The following is a 16,166-nucleotide window of genomic DNA, read 5'->3' as shown; positions in this document are numbered from 1 at the left end:
TGGGTGAGATGTGGGGAGCACTGCTTTACTAAGTTTATCCAGCCTAATTTAGTTCATAACGGTTAAATTGAGTTGGTAACTGAATCTTGGTTTTTTGACCTCATATAGGCAATGGTGGCTGCATCTAGGCAACTTGAAGAGACATAACTCGTACCCGCTTTGTGGGTGAGTAAGAATCCCTTTGGGGTTTCTCTTATCTTATTTATGTCTGTCCAACGAATTTGGCTATTCACATATCGAGAGTGGGTACGAATACCTTGCTCATCAATGGTCAATGTGACTTCATTGCTTGCGGCTTTGCTCATCATCTGACGCATCAGCCACCACGCCTTGTGGTACTTCACATTGAGGGCTTCGATAACGCCTAACCCAACGAAGAAGTAAGCTAAATACAGGGTAATGTCGGTGAAGATAAGCGCGGTGCCGATGAGTACCAGTCCAATCCCTTTGTAATAGGGTTTAAGTGTGGGATCTGGGATAACGGACTGGGTATAACATTCATCAAAATGCGCTTTATCTAGGATATAAGTCGTGGAATAGGAATAAGGCGTAGGCATAGTGTCATCTAATTAGTAACTCGCTTTGTGACGGCTAGTGTAGCCATTTCCGTTTTTAAAGTAACGCATCAATAACGATTGCGTTCTGTGGGAATATCACTCAAATACTCCACAAACTCCACTTCGAAGCCATGGGCGTCGAAGAAGTAAATATTGCGGCGATAGGGATCGTCCATACCTTCTTTGGCAATCGGAAAGCCTGCTTGAGTTAATCTGGCGATCACGGCATCTAAGTTGTCGGTCACAAAGGCAAAATGCGCTAGGCCTATTTGGTGGCCCGTTAAATCTCGGTTTTCGCCTTCGCCATTGTCACTAAAAGCAATGTATTGATAACCATCGCCAAAATGGATCCAATTACGGGGCTTGCCGTACCAAGTGCCTTTATCGCCGCCGCGTACGCGCCAGTGGGGAAATGCCGCTTGATAAAAGCGTAGTGCTGCGGGGATGTCATCTACCACTAAGTTAATATGCTCTAAATGGATCATAATGCGTTCCTTGTCATGGGGTTTGTCGTTGGTGGTTTAAATTGCAAGCCGCTCACATACCGTAGCAATATTCCTGCTGCTTGGGGTACGCCTGCGTTGCGTGTCGCTCACGAATGGGGGCCAGTGCTTGGGCGTATTGATGCAGCATATGTAAACTATATTGCACTCTTTCCCTGAGCGCGATATCACGTTCACCCTCGGGAATGGCATTGAGTACATTGCTGACATTTCGAATAATCAAATGATCGGGAATAGGGACTAATTTATTGTTTTTGAGTGCATTCATCTTTACTTCAACTATAGGATAGGTGCCGCTAATTCCTGTCGATACTGAAATTAACAGTGCCGGTTTATGGGCAGTTTCTTGGCGAGTACACATTAATAAGAAATTCTTCAGTAATGGCGATGCCATGCCACCCCATTCTGGGGTGATTAGCACTAGCGCGTCGGCTTCATCGACTCTTTGCTCTATTTCGGACCAGTGTTCGCCCTTGTTGTCTTCCTCGCCATCCCAAAAGGGCAGGTTAAATTGGCATAACTCTAAGTGATGTATGCTGTCGTAACCCATATCGTGGGGCGATGAGAAACTGCTTTCGGCGATATAACGACCGACTTTAGCGCTCTGGGAGTCGGATCTTTGGCTGGTGCTGATGATGAGTAATTTCATTAAGTAAACCTATTTGTTTATAAATTATTTATAAGGTAATTGCTTTATTTAATCTTGTAAAGGATAAAGTAAATAAAAAAGTTTATTTAATCTGTTAAAAAGCGGGCGATTGGGGGATAATCCGTTGGGAAGACTGGAGATCTCAAATGAAAACCACTGATAAGATTATTCAATTGCTCAAGTTGCATGGCCCGCTCACCGCTAAAACCTTAGCGGAGGAATTGGCGTTAACGACTATGGGCGTGCGTCAACATCTGCAAGCTTTGGAAGAGGCTGGCGATGTGGATATTGAAGATAGAGTCGAAGGCCGTGGTCGACCAACGCGTTACTGGGGCTTGACCGAGCAAAGCCGAACCCACTTTGCCGATCGCCATGGAGAGTTGACGGTACAACTGATTGATTCTGTTAAAATGATTTTTGGTGATAGAGGTTTAGATCAGCTTATCGACCATAGGGAACAAAGTGCGTTGCTCCAATATAGTGCCGCTATGCTGGGGGCGACAGATATCCCGACACGTTTAGCGATACTCGCACAATTGCGCTCAAACGAAGGTTATATGGCGACGATAGAGCAAATCGATGGGGTGTATTTTTTACTTGAAAATCACTGTCCTATCTGCGCTGCAGCAACTCATTGCTTAAACTTTTGCCGCTCTGAATTGCAACTTTTTCAGCAGTTATTCGCCGATATCGCCCTAGTGAGCCGTGAAGAACATATCATCGAAGGCGCGCGCCGTTGTGCTTATCGAATGCATCCCCTCGGCCAGTGATTGAGGTCGATATTGGAAGCCACTTTTTATGGATTATTTAGGGTAAATATGTCGAGGTGTTATGCAATCTAAACGTGGTCGGCTCGATAGATTTCTGGGAGCAAAGCTGCAAATTCCCCGCAAATTAGTGCGAGATGTATTGCTCGCTGGCCGTGTGCGGGTTGACGGCCAGATTATGAAAGAGATGGATAGACAAGTGGATGAGTTTTCCCATATCCAGCTCGATGGGCAAATTTTACAGGCTAACAGCCCCATCTATATTATGTTGCATAAACCCATAGGTGTGGTGAGTGCCACTAAAGATGATCAGCATAAAACCGTCATCGAGCTACTCAACTGCGAGCAACGTGAGGAGCTGCACATTGCGGGTCGATTAGACTTAAATTCTTCAGGATTATTATTGCTGACTAATGACAGTCGCTGGTCAGAGGCGCTGATGTCGCCCACGCAGAAGGTTGAAAAAGTATATCGGGTCACGCTCGCTAATCCCCTAACGGAGGATTACATTGCCGCATTTGCTGAGGGGATGTATTTCGGATTTGAGGATATTAGGACGCAAGCTGCTAAGCTTACGATCCTCGGTGACCATGTGGCTGAGGTGACGCTGAGGGAAGGTAAGTACCATCAAATTAAACGCATGTTTGGCCGATTTCGTAATCCAGTGGTTGGTCTGCATAGAGTATCAATAGGCGATATTGTGCTAGATCAACAACTGGCACCGGGTGAGAGCCGCTCGCTTACCATCGCTGAAGTGGCCTCTATCCGGAAACATGGATAAAACCCAGAGGGCACGTCCGCTAATCCCATCATTTTTGTCGCTAGCGTTGGCCATGTTAAGCATAAAAACGGGCTTGAGAGTCTATTCCCCCAAGCCCGTGATAAGCCACTAGAGATCGGCGTGTGGACCGAACACCTCATAGTGCATGTTTTCAACTGCGACACCTAAAGTTAGCAATTGTTGCTTGATCGCTGACATAAATCCGATAGGTCCGCAGAAATAGTAACGAGCATGGGGAGACAGTTGATCTGCGACTTTGTTTAATTCCATTTGTCCTTCAAAATCATAATCTTCGCCAAATATATCGTTCGAGCTAGGCTCGCGATACCAAATATGGCTTTTCAGATTACTGTGCTGCTGGCGTTTGGCGTGGAGCGCATGTTTAAAGCCGTGTACGGCGCCTTGCTCACAGGCGTGTAACCACGTAATAGGGCTAGGGTGTTTCTGTTTTAGTAGTTGATTTAACATGCTCTTCATCGGTGTTTGACCTACACCTGCGGAAATGAGCACGACCGGCGTTTGCGCTGCGACGTCGAGGGTAAAGTCCCCCGCTGGCGGCATAACCGCTATTCTGTCACCGACTTGCAGCATATCGTGTAGCAGATTCGACACTTTGCCACCTAGTTCGCGCTTAACGCTGATACGATAACTCTTGCCATTTGGCGCATCTGAGAGGGAGTATTGGCGGATTTCTTCATACTCCAAATTGGGGTGTGTTAGTTTTAAACTTAAATACTGACCTGGGGTAAAATCTTTAACAGGCTTACCATCTTCGGGGGTCAATATAAAGGAGGTGATGACTGCAGACTCAGTGTTTTTCGCACTAATAATAAACGGACGCTCACCCAACCAACCGCCATCTTGCTCTGCATGTGTTTGATAGATTTGTGCTTCTCTTTGGATAAATATGTTGGCTAAAAATCCATAGGCTTGCGCCCATGCTTCTAATACTTCTTCTGTTACCGCATCGCCACCTAATTCTTTAAGGGTTGCCAATAAATGGCTGCCGACAATTGCATACTGCTCAGGTTTAATTAAAAACCCCGTATGTTTATGGGCAATGCGTTCTACCGCTGAGCCGAGTGCGGCGAGGTTTTCAATATTTTTTGCATAGGCTGCAACGGCGTTGAACAGGGCTACTGGCTGACCACCAGAATGCTGATGTGCCAAGTTAAAGACATCCTTTAACTCAGGATTATGTTTGAACATACGTTCATAAAAGTGAGTAGTGAGGGCGGGGCCTGCTGATTCTAAAAGGGGAATAGTGCTTTTAATAACTTCAATTGTACGGCTGTCCAACATAGAAAATCCTTAACATGCAAAAATAATATTCGTTTTGCATTTTAAAGATTCATTTGATTTGGATTAATGCAATTATTCCTTAAGGTGCTAGATGGCATGCGCCATGCAAGTCTTAGGCATGGCGATTGAGCATTACACTATGGAGCCTAATTGTGCTCGTTTAATCAAATGTTCTATGGTTTGGAACAGCTATTGAGTCATGTTTTGGTCAATTAGAGCCTAAATGCACTGACTTGATTACGCATACTGCTGGCGAGTTTTGTTAGATTTATCACCGACTCACTTAACTCAGCCGCGGACGTTGTCGAGTGTTCTGCAATATCACTAATGGCAATAATACTGCGGTTAATGCTCTCTGCTACGCTACTCTGTTCTTCCGCTGCGGTCGCTATGTGGGTATTTAGCTCAGTGATGCTATCCACTGAGGTGACGATTTCCTTCAATGCTTGGCCCGCCTGATTGGCTTTATCATTGGCATCATCAACTTGATTTATCCCTAGTTCCATCGCATTAACGGCTTCTTTGACGCCGAGTTGCAGGGTGGCGATCATTGCTTCAATCTCCTGGGTGGACTTTTGAGTTCGTTGGGCGAGTGTTCTTACCTCATCGGCAACCACCGCAAAGCCACGACCCTGTTCACCGGCACGAGCCGCTTCAATGGCCGCATTTAGGGCCAATAGATTGGTTTGCTCAGCAATACTCTTAATCACATCGAGCACGCGGCCAATGTTCTGGCTTTCATTGGATAGCACGCCAATCACTTGGGCCGTTTTTTGAATTTGATCTGACAGCTGCGACATACTGTTAATGGACTGCATCACAATGTGGTTACCATTGGCGGCATAGGTATCGGCGTCTTTGGCGGAATCCGCCGCGGCGGCAGCACTTTGGGCGACTTCGGCAACCGTCGCTGTCATTTCATTCATCGCGGTTGCGGTTTGTTCGGTCTCGGCCTGCTGTTGCTGCATACGTTTATTCGTCGCTTGAGTAAAGCCACTGAGATCGTTTGCAGAGTCATTGACTGTGGTTGCTGCCTCTGCAATCGAATTTAAAATACCCCTTAAGTGCTCAATAACTTGGGTGAGACTCGTGGATATTTGGCCTAATTCATCATCGTTGAACATCTTAAACTTGACGGTCAGATCTGAGTCTTGATGAATCGTCTTGAGTTTAGTGACTATATCGCTGATGGGAGCCATAACACTGCGATTAACCCAGAGTCCAATGCCTATGCTGATCAGCATGGCAAACCCTGCCAAGACCGCGAAGATAGAGATGGAAGATTGATACATTTCATTGACGGCATCCTTCTCTTGTCCTGCTATTTGGATTTGCAGTGCAATTAATTCTGAGATTTTTCCGCTGATGGGATCGACCGCTTGGTAGAGGGGTAAGATATCGGCGTTGAGTTGGTGGGCAATATTTCCATTGACTAGCCGTAAGCGCGAGATAAGTTGTTCAATCTGTTGGTTTGCAGGTGAAAATAAGTGTTCAGCCTGTTGCGCCAGTTGTGATTCTTCTCTGGTTAATTCCGTGGCGAGGTATTTTTGCCAGTGTTGATTAACCATAGATCTTGCACTTTCAAGTGCATCGATAGTCTGGGAGGCACTAAATCCACCGGCATTGGCTTTATTCACAGCATCAATGACATCGACTGCGTATTTATCGGCAATGACTTTTAAATCATCCAGTGGCACCACTCTGTCGTTATAGATACGTTCAACACCCGACTCGATTTTTCCCATCATATTAATAGCGATAAAACCGATAACCAGTAGCATTAAAAGTGGTACCAGAATGCCGATAAACATTTTTTGTTTGATCTGTAGGCCGTTCATATGGATTGCCTCGGTAGAACTAAGAGAGTCCTTTAGGCAGAGCTCGAGCTATCCCTATGATGAGCCTGTAAGATTAGTTATAGCAAAGTTGGGGAAATTAGGGGAAAGTGGAAAATATTTTATTGCAGAAACAAAAAAACCTCGCTAAGCGAGGTTTAAATGTTGGTACAGATGAGAGGACTTGAACCTCCACGCCCTTGCGAGCACCAGCACCTGAAGCTGGCGTGTCTACCAATTCCACCACATCTGCATTGGTATTCGGCCTTTAACCGAATCAAAACTTGAATTGCAATTTGGTACAGGTGAGAGGACTTGAACCTCCACGCCCTTGCGAGCACCAGCACCTGAAGCTGGCGTGTCTACCAATTCCACCACACCTGCACTGTACCTATTGCAATTCTTTAACTCTGGTCGCATCGGCAACCAAATTAAAGATGGTGCCCGAACCCGGAATCGAACCAGGGACACGAGGATTTTCAATCCTCTGCTCTACCGACTGAGCTATTCGGGCGACGGGCGCAATTTAAAGGCTTTTCGGCTTTTGAGTCAATAGATTTTTACTAAATCGAGTAAAAATCGGTGTGGTTGCATAAGTTTTACTCGAATAGGGTACACAACAGTAGATTAGGGGAATACTCGGGGGCAAATCATCAATAAAGGCATAGGGCTAGCGGTAGTAGAATAATCAAAATGTTTAGCGTAGAGCTAAAAAAATGCCCCTTTAAAAGGGGCATTCTTGGCTAGTTCGATAAGATTTCATTGTTTGGGAAGTTAGCTTGCATTACCATTAGCACGTTTTGCTTCAGTTGGTTCTGACCTAATTCGCCATAAGCTTCTATCATTATCTCTAATGCCCGTTCGGTTGAAGGGGTGCCTGGGTATGTTTCTAGCACTGATTGAGCTCGGATTGCCGCGGCGCTCCAAGCATTCATCTTGAGATAATACTCGGCAACTTGAATTGAATATTTTGCCAAGCGATTCTTCAGCGATAACATGCGCTTTTGTGCATCGGCGGCATATTTGCTGTTAGGGTAGGTTTTAATTAAACGTTCAAAATCCTTGAAAGCATCTTGAGCATTTTTAGGATCGCGGTCAGTTCGGTCGATATTTAACATATCGTGGAACATGTAGCTGTCCGCTTGCATATTGACGAGTCCACGCATGTAGTAGACGTAATCAATATCGGGATGGGTTGGGTTTAGACGGATAAATCTGTCTATATTGGCAATGCCTGAAGCGACATCATCCATTTTGTAGTACGCATAAATCAAATCTAATTGGACTTGAGTTTTATGGGGGCCGAAGGGGAAGCGAGAGTCTAATGCTTCCAAAGAACGGACCGCTTTTGAGTAATTGCCAAGCTCCATTGAGGTTCTTGCCTGAGAATAAAGTACGTCAGGTGAGGTTTTTGCGGCAATGTCGTTATCTTCAGGACTGCTACTACAGGCTGATAACGCTAGTGAAAATAGGACTAAGGTTACGCCTTTGGAAAATTTATACATACTTGAATTCAATTCTTTTTAAGTTGTAGTTAAGAATTTTTCCATTTCACTATAAAATAGAAAACATCCGATTGTAACAGATAGCACACATTTTTTGACCCCTAAATGGGGATACGGTTCCTATGACACAAGAGATTAATCTAAAAAGCGAGATTTCGGCAACACAAACTGGCCTGAGATTAGATCAGGCTCTGGCTGAGTTGTTCCCAGATTACTCGCGCACGCGCATCAAGGAATGGATCCTATCTGATGCAGTTTATGTTGACGGCGTGGTTGTTAATAAGCCTCGCGAGAAAGTATTTGAGCTACAACAGATCGAAATTGCAGCCACACTTGAAGAAGAAGTGCATGCGGCGGCGCAGGCCATTGAGCTGAATATTGTCTACGAAGATGACCATATTTTGGTTATCAACAAACAAGCTGGCTTAGTTGTCCATCCAGGTGCGGGTAATGCTGATGGTACGCTGATGAATGCACTTTTGCACCATTGCCCCGATATTGAGCATGTGCCGCGCGCAGGTATTGTGCACCGTCTCGATAAAGATACTACCGGTTTGATGGTCGTAGCAAAAACTGTTGAGGCACAAACTCACCTAGTCGCTGCATTGCAAGCCCGTGAAATCACCCGTGAATACGAAGCGATTGTGATGGGCACTATGACAGGTGGCGGTACTGTGGATGAGCCGATTGGCCGTCATCCCACTAAACGTACTCACATGGCGGTGCACCATTCAGGTAAACCTGCGGTGACGCATTACCGTGTGGCGGAGAAATTCCGTAACCACACTCGTCTAAGATTGCGCCTTGAATCTGGCCGTACTCACCAAATCCGTGTGCATATGGAATACATTGGCCACGTATTGGTAGGCGATCCTGTTTATGGTGGCCGTCCAAAACCACCAAAGGCCGCGAGCCCAGAGTTTTTTGAGATTTTGAAAAACTTTAAACGCCAAGCATTGCATGCTGTGCGTCTCGAGTTAGCGCATCCTGTGAGCTGTGAAATCATGAGCTGGCAGGCGCCAATTCCTGAGGATATGGTGATTTTGACCAAAGCACTGCGTCAAGACACACTCGAGCATCCGATCGAGTATTTGTAAGTGTTTAATCACGATTGGCCCGTTCCCGCTAATGTTGGCATCGCTATGACAAATCGTCATGGTGGTGTGAGCGAGCATCCCTATGGCAGTCTGAATCTTGGGCTGCATGTCGGTGATACACCTGAGCGGGTGATGGCTAATCGTGAGTTACTCTGCAAACAATTAGCGTTAATTGCCGAGCCTATTTGGCTCGAACAAGTACATGGCACTCATGTGCTCAATCTAGACACGCTTAACCTAGGTTATGCTGCGAATACTCCGATTGCCGATGCCAGTTACAGCCGAACCACTGGACGAGTTTGCGTTGTGATGACGGCAGATTGTTTACCTGTGTTGCTGTGCAATCATGCAGGCACTGAGGTTGCGGCGGCCCATGCGGGATGGCGCGGCCTGTGTGATGGTGTGATAGAGGCCACTGCGGCGCAGTTTAGTTCACCTATGGGTGAGTTGATTGCCTACCTTGGCCCGGCTATTGGTCCGCAAAAATTTGAAGTCGGCGCCGAAGTAAAGCAGGCATTCTGTAGTTTGCATCCCCAGGCGGCAGGGTGTTTTATTCCAAGTGGTGATAAGTTTCTTGCCGATATCATTGGTTTGGCCAAATTGCGCTTGAGTTTACTTGGAGTAAACCATATTTATAGTGCCGATATTTGTACTGTCTCTAGCCCAGATTATTTCTCCTATCGCCGCGATAAAGTGACGGGACGCATGGCTTCATTGATCTGGCTTAAGTCTTAAGCAAATTCCCCTACTATTTGTATTTAATTCCCTTCCCGTTGCTTGAAATTGGCTAAATAGTCCCCATCTTTTAACTAACGAAATGTAATACCAATCCTATTTTGAACTCTCCATCTGACACGCTGCTTCAAAGCCGTTCATTTGGTAAGGTATCTGGTGGATTGGCATATATCTAATATGTGAGTTTTAGGAGGCTGTATGCGACTCGATCGTATGACCAATAAATTCCAGCTTGCCATCTCAGATGCCCAGTCGCTCGCACTTGGGCGTGATCATCAGTTTATCGAACCGCTACATTTGATGATGGCACTGCTTAACCAAGATTCTGGTTCTATCCATCCCTTATTGACCCAGGCTGGTATTCGGGTGAGTGCGCTGCGCTCGCTACTTAGCCAAGAATTAGAACGCTTACCCCAAGTCGAAGGCTCTGGCGGCGATGTGCAATTATCTCAAGGGTTAATTCGTTTATTAAACCTGTGCGATAAGTTAGCGCAAAAGCGTAAAGACAAATATATCTCCAGTGAATTGTTTGTGCTGGCGGCATTAGAAGGCAGTGATGCCTTGGCTCAATGTTTGAAAAAGTCCGGTGCGACCAAAGAGCTCATGGAGCAAACCATTGAACAAGTACGCGGCGGCCAAAAAGTGGATGATCCTAATGCCGAAGATCAACGCCAAGCGCTGAAGAAATTTACTATCGATCTGACCGAGCGTGCCGAGCAGGGCAAGTTAGATCCTGTGATTGGTCGTGACGATGAAATTCGCCGCACCATTCAAGTTCTGCAACGTCGCAGTAAAAACAATCCAGTCCTTATCGGTGAACCGGGTGTGGGTAAAACGGCGATTGTTGAAGGACTTGCCCAGCGTATTGTTAATGGTGAAGTCCCCGAGGGGATTAAAAATAAACGGGTTTTATCCCTCGATATGGGCTCATTGATAGCGGGTGCTAAATATCGCGGTGAGTTTGAAGAGCGCTTAAAAGCCGTGCTTAACGAGTTGGCGCAGGAAGAAGGTCAAGTGATCCTCTTTATCGACGAACTGCACACTATGGTCGGTGCTGGTAAAGGTGAGGGCGCAATGGATGCGGGTAATATGCTTAAACCTGCATTGGCACGTGGTGATTTACACTGTGTGGGCGCGACCACGCTCGATGAGTATCGTCAGTATATTGAAAAAGATGCGGCCCTTGAACGACGTTTCCAAAAAGTGCTGGTGGATGAGCCCAGCGTTGAAGACACCATCGCCATTTTGCGTGGACTGAAAGAACGCTACGAGCTGCATCACCATGTGGAAATTACCGATCCGGCGATTGTGGCGGCGGCGACCATGTCGCACCGTTATGTGTCGGACCGTAAATTGCCGGATAAGGCGATCGATTTGATCGACGAAGCGGCATCCAGCATCCGCATGCAGATGGACTCAAAGCCAGAGTCACTCGACAGGCTCGAACGTCGTGCAATCCAGCTCAAACTGGAGGAGCAAGCGTTAGCCAAAGAGAATGACGAGGCGAGCCGCCGTAGACTCGATCATCTTCGAGTTGAATTGCACGAAGTTGAAGCTAAGGCATCTGAACTTAACGAAATTTGGCGTACTGAAAAAGCCGCATTGGCAGGAACTCAGCACATTAAAGCCGATCTCGAACAGGCTCGGATGGACTTAGAAGTGGCTCGCCGCGCGGGTGATTTAACTCGGATGTCTGAGCTGCAATATGGCCGTATTCCTGAGCTTGAGAAACAGCTCGATTTGGCGTCACAGGCCGAAATGCAGGATATGACCTTGTTACGTAACAAAGTCACTGAGCTTGAAATTGCCGAAGTGCTATCGAAAGCAACGGGAATTCCTGTCTCGAAAATGCTTGAAGGTGAGCGCGAAAAATTACTGCAAATGGAAGTGGCGCTACACGAGCGGGTTATCGGCCAAAACGAAGCCGTTGATGCTGTGGCAAACGCGATTCGTCGTAGCCGTGCGGGTCTTGCGGATCCGAACCGTCCGATTGGCTCTTTCCTGTTCTTAGGCCCAACGGGCGTCGGTAAAACTGAGCTGTGTAAATCACTGGCGAAGTTTTTATTCGATACCGAATCGGCTTTAGTGCGCATCGATATGTCTGAGTTTATGGAAAAACACTCAGTATCGCGTTTAGTGGGCGCCCCTCCAGGATACGTAGGTTATGAGGAGGGCGGTTACTTAACGGAAGCCGTGCGCCGTAAACCTTACTCGGTGATATTGCTCGACGAAGTTGAGAAAGCGCACCCCGATGTGTTTAACATCTTACTACAAGTGCTTGATGATGGACGCTTAACCGATGGTCAAGGTCGCACTGTTGATTTTAGAAACACAGTGATCATTATGACCTCGAACTTAGGCTCCGACATTATCCAAGAAGGATTTGGCCATGTGACCTATGCAGAGATGAAAGCGTCGGTAATGAATGTGGTGACTCACAGTTTCAGACCCGAGTTTTTAAACCGTATCGATGAATCTGTGGTGTTCCATCCATTGGATGCTGCCAATATCAAACGTATTGCTTCGATACAGATTGCTTCCTTACGCCAACGTTTGGCGGAAAAGGACTATACATTGGAGATCACCGACGACGCATTATCACTGATTGCGGAAATTGGTTTCGATCCTGTGTATGGCGCAAGACCCTTGAAACGGGCATTGCAGCAAGAAGTCGAAAACCCGCTGGCGCAGAAATTACTGCGTGGCGACTTGTTACCGGGTAAACCGATCAAGGTCAGCTGTGCGGGTGGCGAGCTAGCGTTCGAGCAGTAAGAGTTAGCGATTAAGCAGTAAGAAGTCGATTGATGGCTTAGTGCGAGAATGGCTAAATCAAGAGTTATCTCTTAAATAGTAAAAGAGCCGAGTATTGACTCGGCTCTTTTATATGGGGACTATTTTTTTTCACAGAAAAGTTTAATTCTCTCCTGCTGCTGTGCAATAGCGGCTTGCCTTTCTTCTTCGGTCATAGCCTCAGGCTCCTTGGTTGGATCTTCACTCTGGCGAATAAGCTGGTTGTGTGTCGTCAGTACATCCAAATTATGTTTGGCATTTTCACAGATCGACTGAGCTTGTTTAGCATCTTTTTCTTTAATGAGTGCCGCCGATTTTTCCAGTTCACTCACTTCTTGTGGTTGTTCTTTTTTGGTCGGTGCTACATAACCTACTTTGGCCGGTTCAATATCTTCACTATAGAGTTGATTGGCTTTCTGTTGTTCTTGTTCTGGTGGTTGTTGGCTGTAATGCGTGACACCCTGTTCATCAACCCAAGTGTAAATCACACCTGCAATTACGGGTTGTCCTAACAAACAGAGCCCAACTATGTAAAATAGCGGCGCCGTTAATCTAGTCATCTTTAACATGGGTATCATCCCTCATTGTCGCTCATCGACATGCTAGTAAAATATGCTATCTTGAAGCTTACTTTCTCTCCAGCTTATAACTTAATAAGTGTATGCAAAATTCTTCGAATCAAACAGTAAAGAATAAAGGTATCTATTTACTGCCCAATCTATTTACCACAGCAGGGTTATTTTCGGGTTTTTATGCTGTGATTGCCTCGATGAATGCCAATTTTGAAGCCGCGGCGATTGCGATATTTGTCGCAATGATCTGCGATGGTCTCGATGGCCGAGTCGCAAGACTCACGAATACCCAAAGTGATTTTGGCGCAGAGTATGACAGTATGGCAGACATGGTGTCCTTTGGCATGGCGCCCGCATTACTTGCCTATAATTGGGCGTTAGCCGATTTAGGTAAAATAGGTTGGCTAGCGGCGTTTATTTATTGCGCCGGTGCCGCCCTAAGGCTTGCGCGTTTTAATACGCAAGTTGGCGTAGCTGATAAGCGCTATTTCCAAGGACTTGCCAGTCCAGCCGCAGCTGCCGTAATCGCCAGCAGTATTTGGCTAGGAAATCAGTACAGCTTAGATGGCAAAAATATCAGCTGGATTGCGGGTCTTGTGACTGCGGCAACAGGCTTATTGATGGTGAGTAATTTCCGTTATCACTCTTTTAAAGAGATTGATTGGCGCGGTAAGGTGAACTTCATTGCCATCTTACTGGTTGTGGGCGTATTTGTGGTGGTATCGGTTCAACCTGCGCTGATCCTGTGTATCGGTTTCTACCTCTATGCGATATCGGGCCCTGTCATTACGATTAGAACAGTAAGAAAATTAAAGGTTGCCCATGTAGTTGGTGATAATGAACCAAGCGAAATTGACACTGATATAGCGACTGCCGCTGATATAGAAGCCGAACCCCAAAATAGACATGAAGAAGGTAAGCCTTAACGGGATATTTCACTTTCTCACTCCAGATATATGTTAGGTACACTTGCCTTGATAGATTGAACATAAGAATGTCATTCAAATCAGCTAACCACGGGAATGTTGGCTGATTTGGCTGATATAGCTAAAAGCTTCCACCACTAACTGTTTATGTACATTTGGTCTATTAAATTCTCTACACTCCTAAAATTCCTATGCCAAACTTACCAACCCAAGGGGAATATCCCTTTTAGTGTGCGTTTTGCTGGTTATTTGTTCGTTTGGCGTTAATTGTTAAAAAAGCCCTTGCACAAAATCTTCTGCTCCCTATAATGCGCATCCACTGACACGGCAGACAGCGAAAGCAAGCTGACGAGTGAGGTTGAATTGAGCAGCTTTTAAGCACTTAATTCAAGCGCAGCAAGAAGTTGAAAATACTCCTTGACGCGAAACGGGAAATGCGTAAAATACGCAGCCCTAGCCAACTGGAAGCGTTCGGCGCTCAGTATGGTACTTACCCTCTCTTATGAGGTTGAGTTGCTCTCTAACAAGATAAAACAAGAAATCTGTGTGGACACTCACAGGTGTTGAGTTAATCGAAACTGCTTAGCCTTAGGGTTGGCAGTCAAAGAATTAAATCAATGTAATAATGAGTGTTCATAGCAATATGTCGAGCGGCAGCACAAGGGAGTTTACAATGGGGGAAACCCTGATGCAGCCATGCCGCGTGTGTGAAGAAGGCCTTCGGGTTGTAAAGCACTTTCAGTAGGGAGGAAAGGTTGCAGTTTAATAAACTGTAGCTGTGACGTTACCTACAGAAGAAGGACCGGCTAACTCCGTGCCAGCAGCCGCGGTAATACGGAGGGTCCGAGCGTTAATCGGAATTACTGGGCGTAAAGCGTGCGCAGGCGGTTTGTTAAGCGAGATGTGAAAGCCCTGGGCTCAACCTAGGAATAGCATTTCGAACTGGCGAACTAGAGTCTTGTAGAGGGGGGTAGAATTCCAGGTGTAGCGGTGAAATGCGTAGAGATCTGGAGGAATACCGGTGGCGAAGGCGGCCCCCTGGACAAAGACTGACGCTCATGCACGAAAGCGTGGGGAGCAAACAGGATTAGATACCCTGGTAGTCCACGCCGTAAACGATGTCTACTCGGAGTTTGGTGTCTTGAACACTGGGCTCTCAAGCTAACGCATTAAGTAGACCGCCTGGGGAGTACGGCCGCAAGGTTAAAACTCAAATGAATTGACGGGGGCCCGCACAAGCGGTGGAGCATGTGGTTTAATTCGATGCAACGCGAAGAACCTTACCTACTCTTGACATCCAGAGAATTCGCTAGAGATAGCTTAGTGCCTTCGGGAACTCTGAGACAGGTGCTGCATGGCTGTCGTCAGCTCGTGTTGTGAAATGTTGGGTTAAGTCCCGCAACGAGCGCAACCCCTATCCTTATTTGCCAGCACGTAATGGTGGGAACTCTAGGGAGACTGCCGGTGATAAACCGGAGGAAGGTGGGGACGACGTCAAGTCATCATGGCCCTTACGAGTAGGGCTACACACGTGCTACAATGGCGAGTACAGAGGGTTGCAAAGCCGCGAGGTAGAGCTAATCTCACAAAGCTCGTCGTAGTCCGGATTGGAGTCTGCAACTCGACTCCATGAAGTCGGAATCGCTAGTAATCGTGGATCAGAATGCCACGGTGAATACGTTCCCGGGCCTTGTACACACCGCCCGTCACACCATGGGAGTGGGCTGCAAAAGAAGTGGGTAGCTTAACCTTCGGGGGGGCGCTCACCACTTTGTGGTTCATGACTGGGGTGAAGTCGTAACAAGGTAGCCCTAGGGGAACCTGGGGCTGGATCACCTCCTTACCTATACGACTAACTCGATGTTTGCTGAGTGTTCACACAGATAACTTGTTCTTGTAGAGCGAGTGGCACGTCTTAACGGCGATGCTTGTTCTTTAACAATTTGGAAAGCTGATAGTATTAAACACAATGATGTCTGTCGTTGTGTTGATACGAAAAAGGTTTAATGCGAGAGCATTGAACATTGAGTTCTCAAACACTTTATTAAGTGTCTTGAATATTCAAGTCTAAGGCGAGTCCATCTTCTTGGTCGAAGATGAGACAAGTAAAACCAGCTGGTCGCAACAATTCAAGTGGCTCACGCAAG

13 protein-coding genes, 3 tRNA genes and 1 rRNA gene are annotated in these 16,166 nt (G+C 46.4%); 7 read left to right on the top strand and 10 right to left on the bottom strand.

Annotated elements, in window-relative coordinates; genetic code table 11:
- Positions 1 to 62 precede the first annotated feature (62 nt).
- The 3 genes from MJO46_RS07435 to MJO46_RS07425 form a co-directional block, all read right to left on the bottom strand.
- Positions 63 to 557: a YcxB family protein gene (locus tag MJO46_RS07435; protein WP_253988772.1), complete on the bottom strand. Its 495-nt coding sequence runs from the start codon at positions 555 to 557 to the stop codon at positions 63 to 65.
- A gap of 68 nt (positions 558 to 625) precedes the next feature.
- Positions 626 to 1,042: a VOC family protein gene (locus MJO46_RS07430; RefSeq protein WP_253988771.1), complete on the bottom strand. Its 417-nt coding sequence runs from the start codon at positions 1,040 to 1,042 to the stop codon at positions 626 to 628.
- Between the two features lie 52 nt (positions 1,043 to 1,094).
- Positions 1,095 to 1,709: an NADPH-dependent FMN reductase gene (locus tag MJO46_RS07425; RefSeq protein ID WP_253988770.1), complete on the bottom strand. Its 615-nt coding sequence runs from the start codon at positions 1,707 to 1,709 to the stop codon at positions 1,095 to 1,097.
- Between the two features lie 146 nt (positions 1,710 to 1,855).
- Here MJO46_RS07425 and MJO46_RS07420 point away from each other — a divergent pair, with 146 nt between their 5' ends.
- Complete coding sequence (locus MJO46_RS07420; protein WP_253988769.1) at positions 1,856 to 2,479, top strand: metalloregulator ArsR/SmtB family transcription factor; 624 nt, start codon at positions 1,856 to 1,858, stop codon at positions 2,477 to 2,479.
- A gap of 61 nt (positions 2,480 to 2,540) precedes the next feature.
- Positions 2,541 to 3,257, top strand: a complete 717-nt coding sequence (locus MJO46_RS07415) for a pseudouridine synthase (RefSeq protein WP_253988768.1) — start codon at positions 2,541 to 2,543, stop codon at positions 3,255 to 3,257.
- A 108-nt stretch (positions 3,258 to 3,365) separates the two neighbouring features.
- Here MJO46_RS07415 and hmpA read toward each other — a convergent pair whose 3' ends face one another.
- The 6 genes from hmpA to MJO46_RS07385 form a co-directional block, all read right to left on the bottom strand.
- Positions 3,366 to 4,559 (bottom strand): NO-inducible flavohemoprotein, encoded by a 1,194-nt coding sequence (gene hmpA, locus MJO46_RS07410; RefSeq protein WP_253988767.1) that lies wholly within the window; start codon positions 4,557 to 4,559, stop codon positions 3,366 to 3,368.
- A gap of 212 nt (positions 4,560 to 4,771) precedes the next feature.
- A complete protein-coding gene (locus MJO46_RS07405) occupies positions 4,772 to 6,397 on the bottom strand; it encodes a methyl-accepting chemotaxis protein (protein WP_253988766.1) in 1,626 nt (541 codons plus the stop codon).
- A gap of 163 nt (positions 6,398 to 6,560) precedes the next feature.
- Positions 6,561 to 6,647, bottom strand: a tRNA-Leu gene (locus tag MJO46_RS07400).
- A 44-nt stretch (positions 6,648 to 6,691) separates the two neighbouring features.
- A tRNA-Leu gene (locus MJO46_RS07395) sits at positions 6,692 to 6,778 on the bottom strand.
- A gap of 54 nt (positions 6,779 to 6,832) precedes the next feature.
- Positions 6,833 to 6,908, bottom strand: a tRNA-Phe gene (locus MJO46_RS07390).
- 229 nt (positions 6,909 to 7,137) lie between these two features.
- Entirely contained in the window at positions 7,138 to 7,899 is a 762-nt protein-coding gene (locus MJO46_RS07385) for an outer membrane protein assembly factor BamD (protein WP_198782565.1), read from the bottom strand.
- Positions 7,900 to 8,021: 122 nt separating this feature from the next.
- On the opposite strand from MJO46_RS07385, the gene rluD reads away from it, so the two are divergent.
- The 3 genes from rluD to clpB all read left to right on the top strand — a co-directional run bounded on the left by rluD (position 8,022) and on the right by clpB (position 12,503).
- Entirely contained in the window at positions 8,022 to 8,996 is a 975-nt protein-coding gene (gene rluD, locus MJO46_RS07380; protein WP_253988765.1) for a 23S rRNA pseudouridine(1911/1915/1917) synthase RluD, read from the top strand.
- On the top strand, positions 8,997 to 9,731 hold the full coding sequence (pgeF, locus tag MJO46_RS07375) for a peptidoglycan editing factor PgeF (protein WP_253988764.1): 735 nt from the start codon (positions 8,997 to 8,999) through the stop codon (positions 9,729 to 9,731).
- A gap of 198 nt (positions 9,732 to 9,929) precedes the next feature.
- Positions 9,930 to 12,503 (top strand): ATP-dependent chaperone ClpB, encoded by a 2,574-nt coding sequence (gene clpB / locus MJO46_RS07370; protein ID WP_253988763.1) that lies wholly within the window; start codon positions 9,930 to 9,932, stop codon positions 12,501 to 12,503.
- Between the two features lie 119 nt (positions 12,504 to 12,622).
- On the opposite strand, the gene MJO46_RS07365 is transcribed toward clpB, so the two are convergent.
- On the bottom strand, positions 12,623 to 13,081 hold the full coding sequence (locus MJO46_RS07365) for a DUF4124 domain-containing protein (protein ID WP_253988892.1): 459 nt from the start codon (positions 13,079 to 13,081) through the stop codon (positions 12,623 to 12,625).
- A gap of 101 nt (positions 13,082 to 13,182) precedes the next feature.
- Between MJO46_RS07365 and pssA the strand changes: the two genes are divergently transcribed.
- Both pssA and MJO46_RS07355 read left to right on the top strand, forming a co-directional pair.
- Entirely contained in the window at positions 13,183 to 14,019 is an 837-nt protein-coding gene (gene pssA / locus MJO46_RS07360; RefSeq protein WP_253988762.1) for a CDP-diacylglycerol--serine O-phosphatidyltransferase, read from the top strand.
- 617 nt (positions 14,020 to 14,636) lie between these two features.
- Positions 14,637 to 15,862: ribosomal RNA gene (locus MJO46_RS07355) — 16S ribosomal RNA — on the top strand.
- Positions 15,863 to 16,166 lie beyond the last annotated feature (304 nt).

Source organism: Shewanella sp. KJ2020 (assembly GCF_024197625.1).
Classification (GTDB): Bacteria; Pseudomonadota; Gammaproteobacteria; order Enterobacterales; family Shewanellaceae; genus Shewanella.
Note: the sequence above shows the minus strand (reverse complement) of the source record. Positions and strands in the feature narration are given on the sequence as shown.

What these genes read in the sequence shown, in the direction of transcription:
- pssA (WP_253988762.1), top strand. Translation starts at nt 13,183, where the DNA reads ATGCAAAATTCTTCGAATCAAACAGTAAAGAATAAAGGTATCTATTTA.
- hmpA (WP_253988767.1), bottom strand. Translation starts at nt 4,559, where the DNA reads ATGTTGGACAGCCGTACAATTGAAGTTATTAAAAGCACTATTCCCCTT.
- rluD (WP_253988765.1), top strand. Translation starts at nt 8,022, where the DNA reads ATGACACAAGAGATTAATCTAAAAAGCGAGATTTCGGCAACACAAACT.
- MJO46_RS07425 (WP_253988770.1), bottom strand. Translation starts at nt 1,709, where the DNA reads ATGAAATTACTCATCATCAGCACCAGCCAAAGATCCGACTCCCAGAGC.
- clpB (WP_253988763.1), top strand. Translation starts at nt 9,930, where the DNA reads ATGCGACTCGATCGTATGACCAATAAATTCCAGCTTGCCATCTCAGAT.
- MJO46_RS07365 (WP_253988892.1), bottom strand. Translation starts at nt 13,081, where the DNA reads ATGACTAGATTAACGGCGCCGCTATTTTACATAGTTGGGCTCTGTTTG.
- MJO46_RS07415 (WP_253988768.1), top strand. Translation starts at nt 2,541, where the DNA reads ATGCAATCTAAACGTGGTCGGCTCGATAGATTTCTGGGAGCAAAGCTG.
- MJO46_RS07430 (WP_253988771.1), bottom strand. Translation starts at nt 1,042, where the DNA reads ATGATCCATTTAGAGCATATTAACTTAGTGGTAGATGACATCCCCGCA.
- MJO46_RS07420 (WP_253988769.1), top strand. Translation starts at nt 1,856, where the DNA reads ATGAAAACCACTGATAAGATTATTCAATTGCTCAAGTTGCATGGCCCG.
- MJO46_RS07385 (WP_198782565.1), bottom strand. Translation starts at nt 7,899, where the DNA reads ATGTATAAATTTTCCAAAGGCGTAACCTTAGTCCTATTTTCACTAGCG.
- MJO46_RS07405 (WP_253988766.1), bottom strand. Translation starts at nt 6,397, where the DNA reads ATGAACGGCCTACAGATCAAACAAAAAATGTTTATCGGCATTCTGGTA.
- MJO46_RS07435 (WP_253988772.1), bottom strand. Translation starts at nt 557, where the DNA reads ATGCCTACGCCTTATTCCTATTCCACGACTTATATCCTAGATAAAGCG.